Source organism: Vibrio sp. Y10_XG_PY6 (genome assembly GCF_024181795.1).
GTDB classification, from domain to species: Bacteria; Pseudomonadota; Gammaproteobacteria; order Enterobacterales; family Vibrionaceae; genus Vibrio; species Vibrio diabolicus.
The window spans coordinates 338,285-355,611 of record NZ_JAMZAQ010000004.1 but is presented as its reverse complement, the minus strand read 5'-3'; the positions used below and the strand labels follow the sequence as shown (position 1 = coordinate 355,611).

Genomic DNA, 17,327 nt, shown 5'->3' with positions numbered 1-17,327 from the left:
TACCTTTTGTTAACAATCGATATAAATTACATACAGCGTTTAGAAAAACTATAGGCTCAAGGATGAGAAGTAATTTAATAAGTGGCTTGTGTCTGTTTAGCCAAGTCGCGGAGCACAGCAGCTTTACTGGCGCGGCTAAGTTTTTGCACCTCACTACGGGAGCCGTGAGCCAACAAATTATTCATTTGGAAGCGTTATTAGGTTTTACTTTATTTGAACGCCATTCCCGCGGTATTCGTTTAACCGCTAAAGGCACTCAGTTACACCAAGCGACGCAGTTTCACTTTTCTGAGCTGAGCAAACTGCTTGATGAGCTCAAAGTAGAAAAGCACACCAATGAGATTCGCTTAAAATTAACGCCTTCTTTTGCTTTTAAATGGTTAGTCCCAAAGCTGGAAAGTTTTCATCACGAGAACCCGGATATCCAAGTGCAAATCTTCGCGGAAGGGGCGTTAGTGAATAGTGAGATAAAAGATTATGACGTCGCGATAGACTATGGTCTTCATCCTTACCGAAATGCTAACGCGGAGTTGATTTTGGATGAGCAACTGCTGCCCGTAATGAGTCCGAAGTACCTTGAGGATCATGGTTGGCTAAAAGTGCCTTTTGATGAACAAGAATCCTCAATGTCAGTGAAGAAATGGCAGGAGGCGACGCTACTACACGATGCGATGCCATGGGAAAAAGCGACGCGTGACTATGAGTGGCTATATTGGGCGTCAGCAATGGGATTAGACTTTAAAACCGATGTTGGACACTTTTTCAATAGAACGGATATGGCGATGTCTGCGGCGGAAGCAGGAGTTGGGATTGCGATGGCACGAATGGCACTGATTGAGGATGAATTGACGACAGAGCGTTTAGTTTCTCCCTTTCAGCCGGTTCCAGCCAATGCAGGGTACTACTTGATCATGAACACACGAAGCCAGTCCACAAACAAGTTTCGTACTTGGTTATTACAGCAGGTGGAGAGTAAATAGATATAGTGCTTGGTGAGTCAGATAGAAAACACCGCCTCGATGACGGCGGTGTTTTATTTTGGATTACTGTCGTTGATAAACCGACTCGCCTCGGCTGATAGTTTCTTCCACGTTTAGGTCTTTTAGCGCCTTAGGTTCAATCTTCATCGGGTTGTTATCGAGGATGATTAAATCCGCATTCTTACCCACCTCGATAGAACCTTTATACGACTCCTCAAAGTGTTGGTAAGCCGGCCAAATGGTCATGGCTTGCAGCGCGGTGTACGTGTCAACGCGCTGATCTGGCCCCAGTACTTTATCGGTTCTGGTGGTGCGATTGACGGTCGCATCCAATACTCGGAATGAACTTGGCAGCGCCACAGGTGCGTCATGGTGTGTACTGAATTTTAACCCCGCCTTTCTCACCGCTTGGGTTGGTGAAATGAAATCGGCACGAGGATGGCCGAGTACCGAGTCCACATGCCAGTCACCCCAATAGAAAGTATGCATTGGGAACAAGGAAGGGAAGATGCCTTGCGCCGCTAAGCGATCCACTTGGTCTTGGCGCATGGTTTGGCCGTGAATGAGTACAGGTCGGCGGTCTTGCTTTCCTAGCTTTTCATTTGCTTTGGTCACTGCGTTGATAAATTGCTCGATCGCCGCGTCACCATTGGCATGCGTCAGCACTTGCCATTCATTTTTAAAGGCTGTTTCTACGTAATCGTAAGCTTGTTGATCTTCGAAAGTTGGGTAGCCAGCGTAGTCTTTATCTTGTCCATGTGGTGGGTGGAAGTAAGGCTGACTTAGCCATGCCGTTTTACCTTGTGGAGAGCCATCAAAGTTCAGCTTTACGCCACCGATGCGGAAATGGTTGGTGTACTCTGGCGTGTTGTATTCCGAGTCCATAAAATCACTGCTCGATACCATATCGGCGTACGCAACCAAGTCGATCATCAGTTTGTCGTTTTTCGACGCGCGTTTCATCGCTTCATAACCTTCTGATGTTGCTCGTCCTTCTTGAGCCGTGGTATAGCCATATTTCGCGTACATACCTTGCGAGGCTTCTAACATGCGATCTTGAAGTTCAGAATCAATCAACTTATTGAGGTTGAACAGCATTGCAAAGTGCGCGTTTTCTTCTAGAACACCATTTGGTTCTTGGCTGTTTTCCATTCGGCGGATAATGCCACCTTTTGGATCTTCCGATTCTGATGTGATACCTGCTAGCTCTAACGCTTTACTGTTCGCGACACTCAAATGCCCCGAAGTATGGATGATTAATACAGGCTTATCTGTGCTGACTTTATCGAGATCCGCTTTGGTAGGGTAGTAATCCAGTTGGGCGTCGTCGTAACCAAAACCTAAAATCCAACCCGTTTTCTCAATGAATAGGCGTTGCGTATCATTGTTCGCGGCATTTTTCAGAGTTTCGATGATTCTCGCCACGGTATCGGCTTCGCCATCAGGAGATGGCAGCACGTTTGCGACCATGGCTTGCAGACCAACACCATACACATGACTGTGCGGATCAACAAAGCCAGGCAACATAGTTCTGCCTTTTAAGTCGATCAACTGTGTTTTACCGAACTTGTGTTCCATCGCTCCATCTTTGCTGCCGACATAAATGATTTTCTCGCCTAATGTGGCGACGGCTTCGGCGTACTCTGGCTTATCGCCTGCCATGGTTAGGATGTCGCCACCATAATAAATTTTGTCTGCGGCGGTTACTTTTAGCGGCTCGGCGACGGCTTCTACTTCTTTCGCTTCTTCAGAAAAACACCCCGTTAAAGCAAGCCCAGAGAGGGCAATAGGGATCCAGTTTTTGTTCATCGGTCATCTCCATACAGAGTAAGGTTTTTGCCTATTGCCCCCATCTCAATGAGTTTGAGAACTCAATAGGTCACATTCACTTTAGTTCATATTGAAGGAGGATTATCAACAAGATTAAAGACTTTCAATCAAGCGCAAGTTATACCTATCGATGAATATCAAAAATGTTACCTTTTCCCATTTCATAAACGTTTCAGGACTTGGGCAATGTGACCCATAACGAGGTTCTGTGGTTAAAAAGTCGGCATGATAAGTCCACGATTTATCTCGATGACGCTCAAGGAAGAACATGAAAGACGAAACGCTATCCATCCATTTTGGTTACGAAACTGACCCTACCACTAAATCTGTCGCGACACCGATTTATCAAACGGTCGCGTACGAGTTTGATAACGCGCAGCACGGCGCTGATCTGTTTAACTTGGAAGTACCGGGGAATATCTACACTCGCATCATGAATCCGACTAACGACGTTCTGGAAAAGCGCATGGCGGCGTTAGAAGGTGGCATTGCCGGGTTGGTCGTGAGTGCGGGGAGTGCAGCGATTAACTATGCGATTCTGACGTTAGCACAAGCGGGCGATAACATCGTCTCTACGCCGCAACTTTATGGCGGTACTTACACCTTGTTTGCGCACATGTTGCCAAATCAGGGGATTCAGGTGAAGTTTGCCAAAGATGACAAACCAGAAAGTTTGGCTGAGTTAATTGATGAAAATACCAAAGCGGTGTACTGCGAGAGCATTGGTAACCCAGCCGGTAATATCATTGATTTAGAACGCGTAGCGGAGCTTGCTCACGCACAAGGCGTACCTGTGATTGTGGATAACACCGTCGCGACGCCAGTGCTGTGCAAACCCATCGAGTTCGGTGCGGATATCGTCGTTCACTCTCTCACTAAATACGTTGGTGGGCATGGCACCACATTGGGTGGCGTGATTGTGGATTCCGGTAAATTCCCTTGGGCGCAGCACAAAGACCGCTTTCCCGTTTTCAACCAACCAGAACCTTCTTACCACGGCGTGGTGTATACCGAAGCGTTTGGTGAGGCGGCATTTATCGGGCGCGCGCGTACCGTACCATTGCGTAATACCGGATCGGCATTATCACCGATGAATGCATTTATGCTTATGCAAGGGCTAGAAACGTTACCGCTGCGTATGGAGCGCCATACCGAGAACACTCTCAAAGTGGCTGAGTTCTTGGAACAGAATGACAAAGTCAGTTGGGTGAGTTATGCCGGATTGCCAAGTTCTGAACACTTCCATCTCGCCGAAAAATACATGAAAGGTAAGCCTTCTGCGATTTTGTCGTTTGGTTTAAAAGACGGCTATGACGCAGGTGTGCGCTTTTATGACGCTCTGAAAATCTTTAAGCGTTTGGTGAACATTGGCGATGCAAAATCATTGGCTTGCCATCCAGCATCGACGACTCATCGTCAGTTGAGCGAAGCAGAACAAAAACAAGCAGGTGTGTCACCAGAGATGATTCGTTTATCTGTAGGTATTGAGCATATTGACGATATTCTAGCCGATTTAGAACAGGCACTAAACGCGTAAACGATTCTGTTTTTAGCTTTTGGTTACCCATAGGCCAGCCTTTAAAAAAGCTGGCCTGTTTTTATTTTATTATTTAAATATCAAAGGCTTTGGTTCTTTTGGTTTGTGGTATTCCAAAAGCTCATAGAGGGTGAAATTTATTCCCTTGTCACGTTTGGGTTTGTTCCTGATGATGTGTGCAAATCTTATACATTGGAAGGGACTCAAATGTCTTACGTATTTCACCGTCATTGCCATGCCACGCTGCCAATCATCGATAAAGGTGAGGGTGTTTATCTATTCGATAAACAAGGGAAACAGTATCTCGATGCTTGTGGCGGCGCTGCGGTATCAAACCTTGGCCACAGTCATCAAGCCGTTAAAAAAGCCATGTTGGAACAGCTCGAGCGAGTGCCGTTTGCTCATACTGGATTTTTTACTAGTGACAGCGGTGAGCGACTAGCGGAATTGATTTGTCAGTACATGCCTGAGCAGTTCAACCATGTGTATTTAGTCAGTGGCGGGTCAGAAGCGGTGGAGTCGGCACTAAAAATGGCGCGGCAGCATTTTGTGGAATCAGGTAAGCCAGAGAAGAAGCAATTCATCGCGCGTCAGCAAAGTTATCACGGCAATACGTTGGGAGCTCTGGCGGTCGGTGGTAATGAATGGCGACGTGAACCGTTCAAACCCATCTTGCATCCGAGCCATCACATTGCCCCTTGCTATGCTTATCGGTATCAGCAGACTCATGAGTCGGAATTGGATTACTCATTACGAACGGCGAATGAACTTGAGGCAAAAATTCTTGAGTTGGGGGCTGAGAATGTCATGGCTTTTGTCGCCGAGCCTATTGTGGGAGCCACCGCTGGAGCTGTACCTGCGACTCAAGGTTACTTTAAACGTATTCGCGAAATATGCGACCAATACGATGTGTTATTGATCTTGGATGAAGTCATGTGTGGCGTTGGGCGCAGTGGCAGTTTTTTTGCGTTTGAGCAAGAAGAGGCAGAGCCCGATCTGGTTTGCATGGCTAAAGGGCTTGGTGCGGGTTATCAACCTATTGGCGCGGTGGTTGCGAATGATCGAGTCTATCAAGCTATTGCTGATGGAAGCGGTTTTTTCCAACACGGTCATACTTTTATGGCGCACCCTGTGGCGTGCGCTGCCGCCGTGGCAACCATTGAAACCATCTTCCAAGATGATTTATTAACAGCGGTGAATCAGCAAAGTGTTTTGCTGCGTAAAGAGCTTACTTCTGCATTGGCCCATTTACCATACATTGGCGACATTCGTGGTAAAGGTTTGTTTTTGGGCATTGAGTTGGTGGCGGATAAAGAAAGCAAGGCGCCTCTGAGTAAAGCCACATTGGCAGACAAACGCATCAAACAGCGAGCAATGGAAAATGGCTTAATGTGCTATCCAATGGGCGGAACGATTGATGGCGTTAATGGGCACCATATTTTGCTCGCACCGCCATTCATTATTCAGTCTCATCATATTGATGAACTAGTCGGTAAACTCTCACTGACGTTAAAAGAGGTGGCGGAGACATGGAAGTAGCAAACCAATATTTGCGAGAACCTATCGCTATTATCGTGGCTCCAAACGGCGCAAGAAAAACCAAGCACGATCACGTCAACTTACCCATGACAACAGACGAACTGGTTGCAGAGGCTATCGCTTGTCAAACAGCAGGGGCTGCCATGATCCATTTGCATGCTAGGGACGCCAAGGGACGTCATTCATTAGACATCGACGACAACATGGAAATTTACCATGCCGTGAAAGAAGCGGTGGGAGAAACCATGATGGTTCAGCTCACCACAGAAGCGGTGGGTTTATATTCTCCGCCACAACAGAGGGCGTTAGTCAAAGCTGTGAAACCTGAAGCGGCTTCTTTCGCATTGAGGGAGTTAATCTCCGATCGCGCAAGTGAGAAAGAAGGGCATGCCTTTTTCCATTGGGTGGCTGAAAACAACATCGTGAGCCAAATTATTCTCTACGATGCAACCGACATTGAACGTTATTTCCAACTGCGTGATGCGGGCGTGTTACCTAAAACGCATCAGCATGCATTAGTGGTGTTAGGGCGTTATCACCAAGCTCAGCAGTCTTCACCATGGGATTTACGAGGTTTGAATTTGGCGCGTTTTGTCGAGGAAGAAATTCGATGTGCCATTTGTGCTTTTGGCGCGCGAGAGCAAGACTGTTTAGCGAGTGCGATGTTACTTGGATTCGATGTGAGAGTGGGGTTTGAGAATAACCACTTCGATGTGGCAGGCGAATTAGCAATCAGTAACGCGGCTCAGGTGGAAGCTCTACGCGATGTGGCGCATTGCTTCGCGATTCCTTTACACAGTGCGCAAAGTTTGCGTTCAGTTTTGAAGTAAATCTGTTCGCAGCAAGGAAAATAAAGAAGAAAGTAAAAAGGCTCCATCGGAGCCTTTTCGGTATTTGTCGTTAGTTTTCGGTTTGCACTACAGGTTGACGCGCGGGATGTTTGATAAATACTGCGACAACAGCCGCTATCGCTAATGCAAAGCAGTAGTAAGAATTAGCAACTACTTCAAGTGGCGATAGGTTGAATACGGAACCTAGCAGCAACACTTGAGCGCCGTAAGGCAACACGCCTTGCACCACGCATGAGAAAATGTCTAACAAGCTTGCTGAGCGGCGAGGAGAGACATTGTTCTCTTCCGCCAACTGGCGCGCAACGCTGCCCGATACAATGATGGCTACGGTGTTGTTCGCCGTACAGCCATTGACCATCGACACCAAGCCAGCGATACCTAGCTCGCTCGCGCGGCTGTTGGCATGCTTAGAGTGGCTAGAGCCAAACGCGTGGATAAGGCTGCTAACGAAATTGGTTAGGAACGCAAGACCGCCTTGACGACGCATCAGTTCACTCAAACCTCCAATTAGCATGGATAACAAGAAGATCTCTTGCATGTTACCAAAGCCTTTATAAACGTCTTGGGCTAGATTAGTCAGTCCGTAATTGTCAATCGATGCCAAGCTCACGCCGCCAGCCAAAAGGATACCAATCGACAGAACCACAAACACATTCACACCTGATACCGCTAGGATCAAAATAGTGATGTACGGCAGGACTTTTAGCCATTCGATGTCGCCAGTTGCAGGCACTTGAGTCGCTGTACTGTTGAAAGCGAACACTGCAATCGCGATCAACGCCGCAGGCAAAGCAATACGAATGTTCTCTTTAAACTTGTCTTTCATCTCACAACCTTGAGAGCGTGTCGCCGCGATGGTGGTGTCAGAGATGATAGAAAGGTTATCACCAAACATAGCGCCGCTCAGCACAACGCCTGCGGTTAACGGTAAGCTCATTCCTGCTGATTCAGCAATCCCCAACGCTACGGGGGCAACGGCTGCGATGGTACCCATCGAAGTGCCCATCGCTGTTGCGATAAAAGCAGAAATCAGAAAAATGCCCGGCAAAATCATGCTGGTTGGAATTGCGGATAAACCAAGGTTCACCGTTGCATCAACACCGCCAGAGGCTTTTGCTACCGCAGCAAAGGCACCAGCAAGCAGATAGATCATACACATTGCGATGATGTCTGGGTGGCCAACACCACGCATGAAGTGTTCGATTGAGCGGTTAAGTTTCTCTTTACTTAAAAGAAACGCAATGATGATGGCTGGTAATACCGCGATGGGTGCAGGCAGCTGGTAGAAGGCAAATTCAACGCCTTGCAAAGATAAGTAAGTGCCTACGCCAATAAACAGCGCAAGGAATACAATCAATGGGATCAGTGCGACCGCAGAAGGTGCAACTGTTTTAGTTGTTTGTTGGGAACCGGACATGTAAACGACAATGTTAATAATAAGAGAGAAGAGCAGACTAATATCACATTTACGCATTGTCAACGTCTAGACGTCTAAATGGCTGTTTAAATTTTGCACGTAAAGAAAAAGATAAAAGCTCGTATTACGTATCTCACTGATACCACGAGCTTTAGTTATGCACTAATGAAGGGACTGTCGTTATTGCATTGATTTGGCTTTTTTGCGTTTAACAATACCTAAAACCATCCACGTAAATAAGACAGCAGCAAATGCCCATACCAGGTATTTGTATTCGGTGTACAGGTTGCTCAACACGCTTAAATGTTCAAATGCAAAGTGAGTTAACAAGCTGAATACCAATACCCAAACCGTCGCCGCGAGTGCGTTGCCGAGTAAAAACTCTCTGCGTGGCATTTTTGCTATCCCACACGCCAGAGGCATAAATTGCTTCATCCCTTCAATAAAGCGACTGACGACCAAGCACGTAGGGCCGTATTTCTGGATAGTCAGTTGAAGTGTTTGCATCTTCGGGCCAGAGATATAGCCTTTTTTATCCAACCAGCCTTCAAAGTAATAACCGATTAGGTAACCACAGGTATTCCCAAAAAAGCAGCTTAGCCACGATACCATCATAACCATACTTAGGTTCATGACTTGTTCTGAAGAGAGCAAAGATGCCGCGATCATCAGCGATTGACCAGGCATCGGTACACCTATCCCTTCTAGAAATATACTGACAATCAGCGCCAAGTAGCCGTATTGCTCGAGCAAAGGCTTCATTGACATGAGAAGTTCGTTAATGTGTTCCAAAAGCTTTCCCCTAATAAAAGCGGAACGAAGTTGGAGTGATACTCCGAATGTCCTACTGGGTCAATTCTTGTTTCTCACCGCTGAGAAAAACTGACATGCCTCTGATTATTGTGCGGAATCAATCTGCTGCTTGTTTTATTCGCCGCCACGCTCCCGTGTGGCGGCGAATAAGGCACACCATTATGACTCTTTAGCTTGAGTAAATGCGCCATACAAATCAAGACGTCGGTGACGTAAGTTGGTTACTGAACCCTCGGTATTAAGTTGCTTCAACTTAGTCAAATCAACATCGGCGAAGATCATCATTTCGGTGTTGGCGCTTGCTTCTGTCAAGGTTGCATCGTGAGGGAAGTAGATATCCGACGGTGAGAATACGGCAGATTGCGCGTACTGGATGTCCACGTTATCAACACGAGGTAAGTTACCAACACTGCCACCAATTGCAACATAGCATTCGTTTTCAATGGCACGAGATTGGGAACAAATTCGTACTCGTTGATAGCCATTTTTTGTGTCCGTCCAGAAAGGAACGAATACAATTTGTGCGCCTTGTTCTGCTAACATTCTTCCCAATTCAGGGAATTCGCTGTCATAACAAATCAGTATGCCGACTTTGCCCGCATCGGTTTCGAACACTTGAACATTGTCACCACCGTCGATCACCCAGTCTCTTTGTTCATGAGGCGTGATGTGGATTTTATATTGAGCGTTAATTTCACCATCTCGTTGCAGCAAGTAGGCCACATTATACAGTTTGCCATCTTCGATAACGGGCATACTGCCTGCAATAATGTTGATGTTGTAGGTGAGCGCCATCTGCGAGAAACGGTTTTTGATCTCTTCTGTAAAGCTAGCCAAAAAGCGGATTGCTTCAACGGAATTTTTGTCGTTTTGCAAGCCCATCAGCGGTGCGTTAAAGAACTCAGGGAATAGGGCGAAATCGGCTTTATAGTTAGCAAGAGAAGAGATGAAGAACTCAGCCTGATCGAGCAAATCCTCCAGGTCATTCATCGCGCGCATTTGCCACTGTACGACACCAATCCGAATCAGCGTTTTTTCTACATCGTGTACGGATTGAATATCCTCTTCGTAGAAAAAGTTATCCCACTCCAGCAGTGTCGCGTAACCTTTAGAAGCGCTATCCTCTGGCAAGTAGCCGCGCATGATTCGTTTTACATCGAAGTCGTTAGCAAGCTGAAAAGACAAAATAGGGTCATGAAGCTCACGGCGTTTTACTTTGTCGATGTACTCTGCAACGCTCACTTCATCTGCGTATTGGTGGTAATTAGGAATGCGACCACCGGCTAAAATGGCTTTGAAGTTCTTACTACGGCAAAGCTCTTTACGTGCATCATATAAACGTCGACCTAAACGTAGCCCTCGATAGTCTGGGTGGACAAATACATCGAGACCATACATTGCATCACCGGTTACTTTATTCTGTATGACGTTGTTTTCGGTAATGATGTCGGTATACAGGTGAGGAAGAGAAAAGCGGTTGTAGTCCACTTTAATGGTTAATGCTGCACCGACTATTTTGCCGTTATCTTCAATACAGATTTGGCCATCAGGAAACTGATGAATGAGATCCATAATCGTCAGCCGTGGCCATGAGCCGCCAACATCAGGAAACACTAAGTCCATTAGTTCTGCAAGCTCAGGGTAATCCGTTGGCTCAATGGTACGTAATGAGAGTTTGGGCGAATTGCTGTCCATATCTTTCAATCCATTTATCCTTTTGAAACAGTGTTAATGAGAATGCCACAATTTGGAGCAGACAGATACTGAAGTCTTTGAGTTGTTTTGGGTTACCAAAAGCATTTCAAGAAAACAATATTAGCTTAGTTTGCTCTTCAACCATTCGTAAAACGCCGCCACTTTCTTAGCCGATAGGCGATAATTAGGGATCATCACGTAATAACCATAACCACTCTGTAAAGATAGGTTGAGAATACGTTGGATATCCCCTCTTAAAATAGAATTCTGCGCCATAAAATCAGGAAGTAAGGCGAGTCCTTTTCCCATTTTGACGGCTTCGTAAGCTAGGTAAAAATGTTCAAAGCCTACAGAGTGATAGGTAACGGTTGATTCTACTGCATGTGCAGCCTTAAATTGCTCCCACAACTGAGGGCGAGTGATTTGAGGTATCAACGGATAGTCGCTAACAGCGTGCACACTCTTGAGTGCAGGAGCGTTAGTACAACCGACCAATAGTAGTATTTCTTCGCATAGCAAGTGGCTGTATTCATAATGCGTGGACAATGGAAGACAACGAATATGCAAGTCGCTTTCACCGCTTGAAGCTTTGACGTTCCCATCTCCGGTACAGATTCTTACACGGATATTGGGATGTCGCTGGTGGAAGTCATCAATATGAGGTACCAACCAAAGGCTAGCGAAAGAAGGAGTAACATCCACGGTGAGCAATTCTTGCTTTGAATCTGATTGGATTAAGTTAGCGGTTGCATTCTGAATAAGTTCTAGTGCTTCTGTGACTTGCGGTAGGTAGCGTTTTCCTTCCTCAGTTAACTCAATACCATTCGAGCCTCTTTGTATTAAAGGTAAACCCACTAGTTGTTCAAGCGCGGCAATTTGTTTGCTTACTGCACTTTGTGTAATGCATAGGGCATCCGCCGCTTTTGAGAAGCTGAGGTAATTTGCAACCGCGACAAACGTCCTTAATGCTCGGATAGAAGGGTACTCACTGCCTTTTAACATACTTCAGTCCCATGGAGATAGCCTCTTCACAGAGTAGGAGATTTACCTATTGAAGCAAAGAGAGAAAAAGCCGATGTGTGATTACCTTCCTTACTCGTTCATAAAGAACCCAGACCAAAAATTAAGAATCCTAAATATAATGGGTATGTAAATAATTGATGATTGGGGTTTGTTTATTGATCTCCCCTATATTTTGAAAAAACTACAAATAAAATAGAATGTTTTACATTATTAGTATTTACACAAATCTAATATTGTTTTCTCAAAGTAAATAAAACGGTATAACTTTTAGTTTTGTTGTTTTAATTTCAAAATAATGTCATTTTTTATAAAGTAGAAAATGTTTTTCATTAAATTAAAATTGGCATTGCATTTGCTTCGTATAATTCGAACTTTCAATGGCACTTATATTAGGAGAACGAAATGAAAAGCAATGTTGTTACTTTGATTGGCCTTTTTTCTTTAGCAACGTTTAGTACTTTATCTCACGCAGCGGACTCCAAAGATCATGGTGTTTATGTCGGCGCCAATTATGGTTACTTAAAAGTTGATGGACAAGATGACTTTGATGATGACAGTGATGCTATTCAAGGTTTGGTTGGTTACCGTTTTAACCCTTACTTAGCGTTAGAGGGCGGTTACATTGACTTTGGTAGCTACGGTAATAACTTAGCAAATGCCGAAACGGACGGTTACACCGCAGCACTAAAAGTTACAGCCCCTATTGCTGATCGTGTCGATCTTTACGCAAAAGGCGGTCAAATGTGGTACTCGACGGATTACAACGTTGCGGGCTTCCAAGGCAACAAAGATGACGAAGGTGTATTCGCTGGTGCCGGTGTTGGTTTTAAAGTTACTGATAACTTCTTAGTTAACGCAGAATATATGTGGTATGACGTAGAACTGAATGCTGAGAACGTAGCGAATGGTGCAAACACAAAAACTGATTTTAACCAAGCATCGCTAGGTGTGGAATATCGTTTCTAATATTGTTAACCATGTTTAACCCAATAAAAATGCGAAGCTAAATGGCTTCGCATTTTTATTTTTTAAAGAGATTTAATTATCTGCATAAAATTACTAATGAATAAAATATTTATAAAGTTGGAAGTGTTGATTATTAGAGATCGTCTGCTTATTTTCTATAGGCTATAAAAGAAGCCGTACACTAATAGCAAGTAACATCGTAAAAGTAGATCGTGTACTGTTGCAACATAAGTACGGATAGCAGATACAAAAAAGGCCACCTGAAGGTGGCCTTTTCCAAACGTTTGGTGGAGCTGGCGGGAGTTGAACCCGCGTCCGAAAACCGTTCATCATTGGTACTACATGCTTAGTCGATCTTTAATTTCGCCACCCACCTGCGAACCGACACGCTAATGAATGACTAGCCTGAATTAAAATTCGCCGTTCATCTCTCAGGCGGGAGAATCCGGGCTAGCGCGTTTGGGTTTGATCCCTCGTTATTCCCCGTCTTACGTGCGGAAGCTAGGGCGAGAGAGCTCTGAGCAGGTTATTAAGCTGCTAGTGCGTAGTTTTCGTCGTTTGCGACTATTTTTTTGCGGTTTGTTAACGAGGCCTACCGCACCTCGGCATGCACCTCAGACTTCTGAATTCCCGTCGAATCCTAAATCAGCCCCAGGTAATATTCGCATAGTAACAGAAAAGCATTGGCTGTCCAGTACTATGCGTTTAAGTGGTCAAGATTAACGCAGTGTACTCTTCATTACGCGTGCTTTCTCTCTTGCCCAGTCTTTTTCTTTTAAATCCGTACGTTTATCGTGCAGCTTTTTACCTTTTGCTACGCCAATTTTTAGTTTCACCCAAGAGCTAGACCAGTACAGAGAGAGCGCCGTTAATGTCATACCTTCACGGTTCACTCGTCCGAATAGGTTGTCTAGTTCACGACGACTCATTAGTAGTTTACGCACACGTGTGGGGTTCGCCACTACGTGTGTCGATGCCTGATTTAAAGGAGTGATTGTCATGCCACTCACAAAGGCTTCACCGTCACGCATAAATACGTAACTTTCAGAAATATTGGCTTTACCTTGGCGAAGGGCTTTCACTTCCCAACCTTGGAGCTCCAAGCCAGCTTCGATTTCATCATCGATGAAATACTCGTGGCGAGCTTTTTTATTCAGCGCGATAGTATTGCTACCCGCTTTTTGTTTCATTTTTTTCTTTGCCATAATAGCGACATTATACGGGTTGGATATCGGATAGGAAATCCTTTTATTTGCGCAATCGTGGAATAAAAGTAAAATTGGCAGGAGCTTTAAATCTGTACATGTATCGATAGGAGTATGTATGAAGCAAGTCAGCCGTTCTGCGCTTGTGTCTTTTAGCGCCGAACAGATGTTCAATCTGGTTAACGATGTTGCTAAATACCCTGAGTTTCTGCCTGGTTGCTCGGGCTCTAGAATCATTGAGTCTTCGGGTAATGGTATGGTGGCTTCTGTCGATGTGGCGAAGGCTGGTATCAGCAAAACGTTTACTACTTCAAATGAGCTGATCCCAGGCCAAGCAATTATGATGAACTTGGTGGATGGCCCGTTTAAGACGTTGCGTGGTGGTTGGATTTTTACCGCGCTAGATGAGCAAGCTTGCAAGGTTGAGCTAAAGCTTGAGTTTGAATTCTCAAGTAAAATGATTGAGATGGCCTTCGGTAAGGTTTTTAACGAGCTTACCAGTAACATGGTAAATGCATTCACTAAACGCGCAAAACAGGTCTACGAGTGTTATGAGTATTGAGTCAGATATGATTCACGTAGAGGTTGTCTATGCTCTTCCTCATGAACAGCGTGTATTTAATTTAGTGGTGAATAATCACGCAACGGTAGAAGAGATCATTCGACAATCTGGCGTGTTAGAGTTATACCCTGAAATTGATTTATCTAAGAATAAAGTGGGTGTGTTTAGTCGTAATGTGAAGTTAGATGCGACCGTTCGAGATCGAGATCGAATAGAGATATATCGTCCGTTACTCGCAGACCCGAAAGAGATTCGTCGTAAGCGGGCGGAGCAGGCTAAAGCCGAGGGGAGTGCAGACCCTGTCACCGGTGGTAAGCCTAGCTCTGTACGTAAGAATAAGTAGACTTGATATCAGTCCCAATGGATGGCGTCATTGATTCAAAGTGTGATTGCGCGATATCTAGATAATAAAAAACCTCTCATGTGAGAGGTTTTTTGCAAAAGCCGTTTACTGGATCTGCTCGTAAAATGCGTCACTTTTTGGGAAGTCACCACTGATATCTGCGAGCGTGCCTTGGTCGTTAAAGTTAACGATCAGGTCTTTTTGCACTGGATCACCGTGACCAGGAGTATGGTGATAAATGTAGTACCAAGTGTTCGGGTAGCCGTTTTCAATAAGCATTGGCGACCCTAGTACGAAGCGAACCTGTGCTTTAGTCATCCCAAACTTTAATTTATCTACCGCACTTTGTTCTACATAGTTGCCTTGGTTGATATCAATGCGATAAACCAGTTTTTCCAATACCGAACATCCTGTCAGCAATGTCATTGCTAATGGTACGGCAACTAACCACTTCTTTAATTGCATAATAATTTCTTAGTAACCTTTAAAATACTGCGCTGATAATAAACAAGCTCGACGCAGATGTAAAAAGCTATGCGTCGTATGATAGGAAATCTGACAACGAATTTTGAGTTGAGTTGCATTTATTGATTCTCTCACATGTATGTTTATGTCGATGAGCGATTTTCTATCCAGTTTAAGCGGTAACTAATGACAAATAGCCAAGTTATTGAGCTATGGGGTGGCACTGACCATTGTTTCGAAAGGGAATCAGCCCCCAAGCACTTTGATATGGTGATGGGGGAGGTAGAGTCACGGAGTAGTGTTCGTGACTCTATCTTTGAAAGAGCATGGCTAAGCGGCGATGAGGAGCTCTTTGGCGTTTGCAAGGGTAGAATCTGTAATTCGGCTACCTCCAAGTAGGCGAGCTAATTCTGCCACACGTTGTTGTTCATCTAATGCGTGCATTTGTGTTTCGGTTTGGCCAGCTTTTGTTTGTTTAGCCACGAACATTTGTTGATGGCCACAACCTGCAACTTGAGGGAGGTGAGTGACACACAATACCTGAGTAGACTCGCCAAGCTTGCGTAGCATTTTGCCGACTACAGCTGCTGTTGGACCACTAATACCGACATCCACCTCATCGAAGATCAAGCTTGGTGTATCCACTTTTTGAGCGGTAATCACTTGGATAGCTAATGAGATGCGTGATAGCTCACCGCCTGACGCAACTTTTGCTATAGGTTGCAATGGCTGTCCTGGGTTGGTCGATACTAAGAAGCACACACTGTCCATGCCAAGTGGTGATGGGTGCGTGTTTTCATTGCTGACTTCGATATTGAATACCGCTTTTTCCATGCTCAATTCGTGCATGCTTTGTGTGATCAGTTTGTTCAGTTCTTTTGCGTAACGGCTGCGTGATTTGTGTAGTTTTTCTGCTTGGTTTAGGAAGCTTTGGTACTTTTGTTCCACTTCTTGCGCGAGTTCATCTAAACGTTCATCAGAGCAATCTAACGCTTCTACTTGGGCCAGAAGATCTTGGTGATGTTGGTATAGTTCTTCTGGCATCACGTGGTGTTTGCGAGCAACAGACATCACTTTAGAAAAACGTTCTTCTACATAAGCCATACGAGCAGGATCCACATCTATGCCATCTAGATAACTGCGTAATTCGTTCTTCGTTTCTTCCAGTTGAATCATCGCTTCTGACAACATGTTGGGTAGCTCAGATAGCTTTTCATCTAACTCAGCTAGTTGAATTAGGGAGTGATTGGCCGATTGCAAAATACCAAGCGCATTGACTTCTTCACCTTCGTAAATAAGTTCGATGGCTTGCTGACAGGTAGTGGCGAGTTCACCACTATTGGATAGTCGTTTGTGCTCTTGCTCGAGCTCTGCAAATTCTTCTTCACCTAGCGATAACTCATTTAGTTCTTTGATTTGGTATTCAAGCAACTGTTTTTGCGCCTGGTTTTGCTGGCTATTTTCTTTTAGTTGCTTGAGGTTATTGTCTGCCTGACGCCAATGCTGGTAAGCACTTCGTGTGCTTTTTAGTAGGTTTAGATGACCTGCATATTGGTCGAGCATAGCCATTTGGTGTTCGCTTTTCATCAATTGATGATGAGCGTGTTGCCCATGGATATTGATCAGCAGTTGCCCTAAAGATTTGAGCTGTGATAGTGGGACAGGACTGCCATTAATGAAGGCTCTTGAGCGACCTTCTTTTGTGATGATGCGACGCAAAATACATTCACTGCCATCAAGCAGATCGTTATCTTCTAGCCAACGCGTTGCATGTAGGTTGTTGTCCAGTAAAAAAGCGGCACTAACTTCGGTTTTTTCTTCACCTTGTCGAACCATGCCAGCATCGGCTCGTCCGCCTAAGCAGAGCCCTAAAGCATCGATAGCAATGGATTTACCCGCGCCTGTTTCACCTGTGATGGTGGTCATGCCCTTAGACAGCTCGAGTTGTAAAGACTTAACAATCGCAAAATTATTAACACTTAGATGAGCCAGCATTTTTTATTTACCTGTATAACTGAACAATACTGTATAAGAGAACAGTATATACTGTTTCTTTACACAGTAAAGACGGGTGAGAAAAAATTTCTGTGTGGGGTGCTTT

Annotated in this window: 15 protein-coding genes and 1 other RNA gene; 7 read left to right on the top strand and 9 right to left on the bottom strand. The window is 44.9% G+C overall.

Features of this window, described 5'->3' with window-relative positions; genetic code table 11:
- The first annotated feature begins 62 nt into the window (after positions 1 to 62).
- Positions 63 to 980: a LysR substrate-binding domain-containing protein gene (locus NL644_RS20245; RefSeq protein WP_085343021.1), complete on the top strand. Its 918-nt coding sequence runs from the start codon at positions 63 to 65 to the stop codon at positions 978 to 980.
- A 63-nt stretch (positions 981 to 1,043) separates the two neighbouring features.
- On the opposite strand, the gene NL644_RS20240 is transcribed toward NL644_RS20245, so the two are convergent.
- Entirely contained in the window at positions 1,044 to 2,789 is a 1,746-nt protein-coding gene (locus tag NL644_RS20240) for an amidohydrolase (protein WP_253651778.1), read from the bottom strand.
- 289 nt (positions 2,790 to 3,078) lie between these two features.
- Between NL644_RS20240 and NL644_RS20235 the strand changes: the two genes are divergently transcribed.
- From NL644_RS20235 to NL644_RS20225, 3 genes are all read left to right on the top strand, one after another.
- The gene (locus NL644_RS20235; protein ID WP_005391505.1) at positions 3,079 to 4,347 is read left to right on the top strand and encodes an O-acetylhomoserine aminocarboxypropyltransferase/cysteine synthase family protein; all 1,269 of its coding nucleotides are present in this window, start codon (positions 3,079 to 3,081) and stop codon (positions 4,345 to 4,347) included.
- A gap of 207 nt (positions 4,348 to 4,554) precedes the next feature.
- Positions 4,555 to 5,886 carry an aspartate aminotransferase family protein gene (locus NL644_RS20230; RefSeq protein WP_253658737.1) on the top strand — a complete coding sequence of 444 codons (1,332 nt, stop codon included), beginning with the start codon at positions 4,555 to 4,557 and terminating at the stop codon, positions 5,884 to 5,886.
- The gene (locus NL644_RS20225) at positions 5,877 to 6,716 is read left to right on the top strand and encodes a 3-keto-5-aminohexanoate cleavage protein (protein WP_253658736.1); all 840 of its coding nucleotides are present in this window, start codon (positions 5,877 to 5,879) and stop codon (positions 6,714 to 6,716) included. The genes NL644_RS20230 and NL644_RS20225 overlap by 10 nt, the downstream gene beginning before the upstream one ends.
- Positions 6,717 to 6,786: 70 nt before the next feature.
- Here NL644_RS20225 and NL644_RS20220 read toward each other — a convergent pair whose 3' ends face one another.
- The 4 genes from NL644_RS20220 to NL644_RS20205 form a co-directional block, all read right to left on the bottom strand.
- Entirely contained in the window at positions 6,787 to 8,154 is a 1,368-nt protein-coding gene (locus NL644_RS20220) for a Na+/H+ antiporter NhaC family protein (RefSeq protein ID WP_012842103.1), read from the bottom strand.
- A 180-nt stretch (positions 8,155 to 8,334) separates the two neighbouring features.
- Positions 8,335 to 8,922, bottom strand: a complete 588-nt coding sequence (locus NL644_RS20215) for a DedA family protein (RefSeq protein WP_005391489.1) — start codon at positions 8,920 to 8,922, stop codon at positions 8,335 to 8,337.
- Positions 8,923 to 9,126: 204 nt separating this feature from the next.
- Entirely contained in the window at positions 9,127 to 10,662 is a 1,536-nt protein-coding gene (locus NL644_RS20210; protein ID WP_253658735.1) for a bifunctional GNAT family N-acetyltransferase/carbon-nitrogen hydrolase family protein, read from the bottom strand.
- A gap of 120 nt (positions 10,663 to 10,782) precedes the next feature.
- Positions 10,783 to 11,664, bottom strand: a complete 882-nt coding sequence (locus NL644_RS20205; protein WP_253658734.1) for a LysR family transcriptional regulator — start codon at positions 11,662 to 11,664, stop codon at positions 10,783 to 10,785.
- A 423-nt stretch (positions 11,665 to 12,087) separates the two neighbouring features.
- Here NL644_RS20205 and NL644_RS20200 point away from each other — a divergent pair, with 423 nt between their 5' ends.
- Positions 12,088 to 12,651 (top strand): porin family protein, encoded by a 564-nt coding sequence (locus tag NL644_RS20200; protein WP_005391484.1) that lies wholly within the window; start codon positions 12,088 to 12,090, stop codon positions 12,649 to 12,651.
- Positions 12,652 to 12,936: 285 nt separating this feature from the next.
- Here the strand turns inward: NL644_RS20200 and ssrA are convergent.
- Together ssrA and smpB are read right to left on the bottom strand one after the other, a co-directional pair.
- Positions 12,937 to 13,304, bottom strand: a transfer-messenger RNA (tmRNA) gene (gene ssrA, locus NL644_RS20195).
- 66 nt (positions 13,305 to 13,370) lie between these two features.
- The gene (gene smpB / locus NL644_RS20190) at positions 13,371 to 13,856 is read right to left on the bottom strand and encodes an SsrA-binding protein SmpB (protein WP_253658733.1); all 486 of its coding nucleotides are present in this window, start codon (positions 13,854 to 13,856) and stop codon (positions 13,371 to 13,373) included.
- Between the two features lie 118 nt (positions 13,857 to 13,974).
- Here smpB and NL644_RS20185 point away from each other — a divergent pair, with 118 nt between their 5' ends.
- Together NL644_RS20185 and NL644_RS20180 are read left to right on the top strand one after the other, a co-directional pair.
- A complete protein-coding gene (locus tag NL644_RS20185; protein ID WP_005391473.1) occupies positions 13,975 to 14,418 on the top strand; it encodes an SRPBCC family protein in 444 nt (147 codons plus the stop codon).
- A complete protein-coding gene (locus tag NL644_RS20180) occupies positions 14,408 to 14,761 on the top strand; it encodes an RnfH family protein (protein WP_114323832.1) in 354 nt (117 codons plus the stop codon). Before NL644_RS20185 ends, NL644_RS20180 begins: the two co-directional genes overlap by 11 nt.
- Positions 14,762 to 14,866: 105 nt before the next feature.
- Here NL644_RS20180 and bamE read toward each other — a convergent pair whose 3' ends face one another.
- The gene (gene bamE, locus NL644_RS20175) at positions 14,867 to 15,226 is read right to left on the bottom strand and encodes an outer membrane protein assembly factor BamE (protein WP_005391468.1); all 360 of its coding nucleotides are present in this window, start codon (positions 15,224 to 15,226) and stop codon (positions 14,867 to 14,869) included.
- Between the two features lie 330 nt (positions 15,227 to 15,556).
- Positions 15,557 to 17,221: a DNA repair protein RecN gene (recN, locus tag NL644_RS20170; protein ID WP_114323831.1), complete on the bottom strand. Its 1,665-nt coding sequence runs from the start codon at positions 17,219 to 17,221 to the stop codon at positions 15,557 to 15,559.
- Between the last annotated feature and the right edge of the window lie 106 nt (positions 17,222 to 17,327).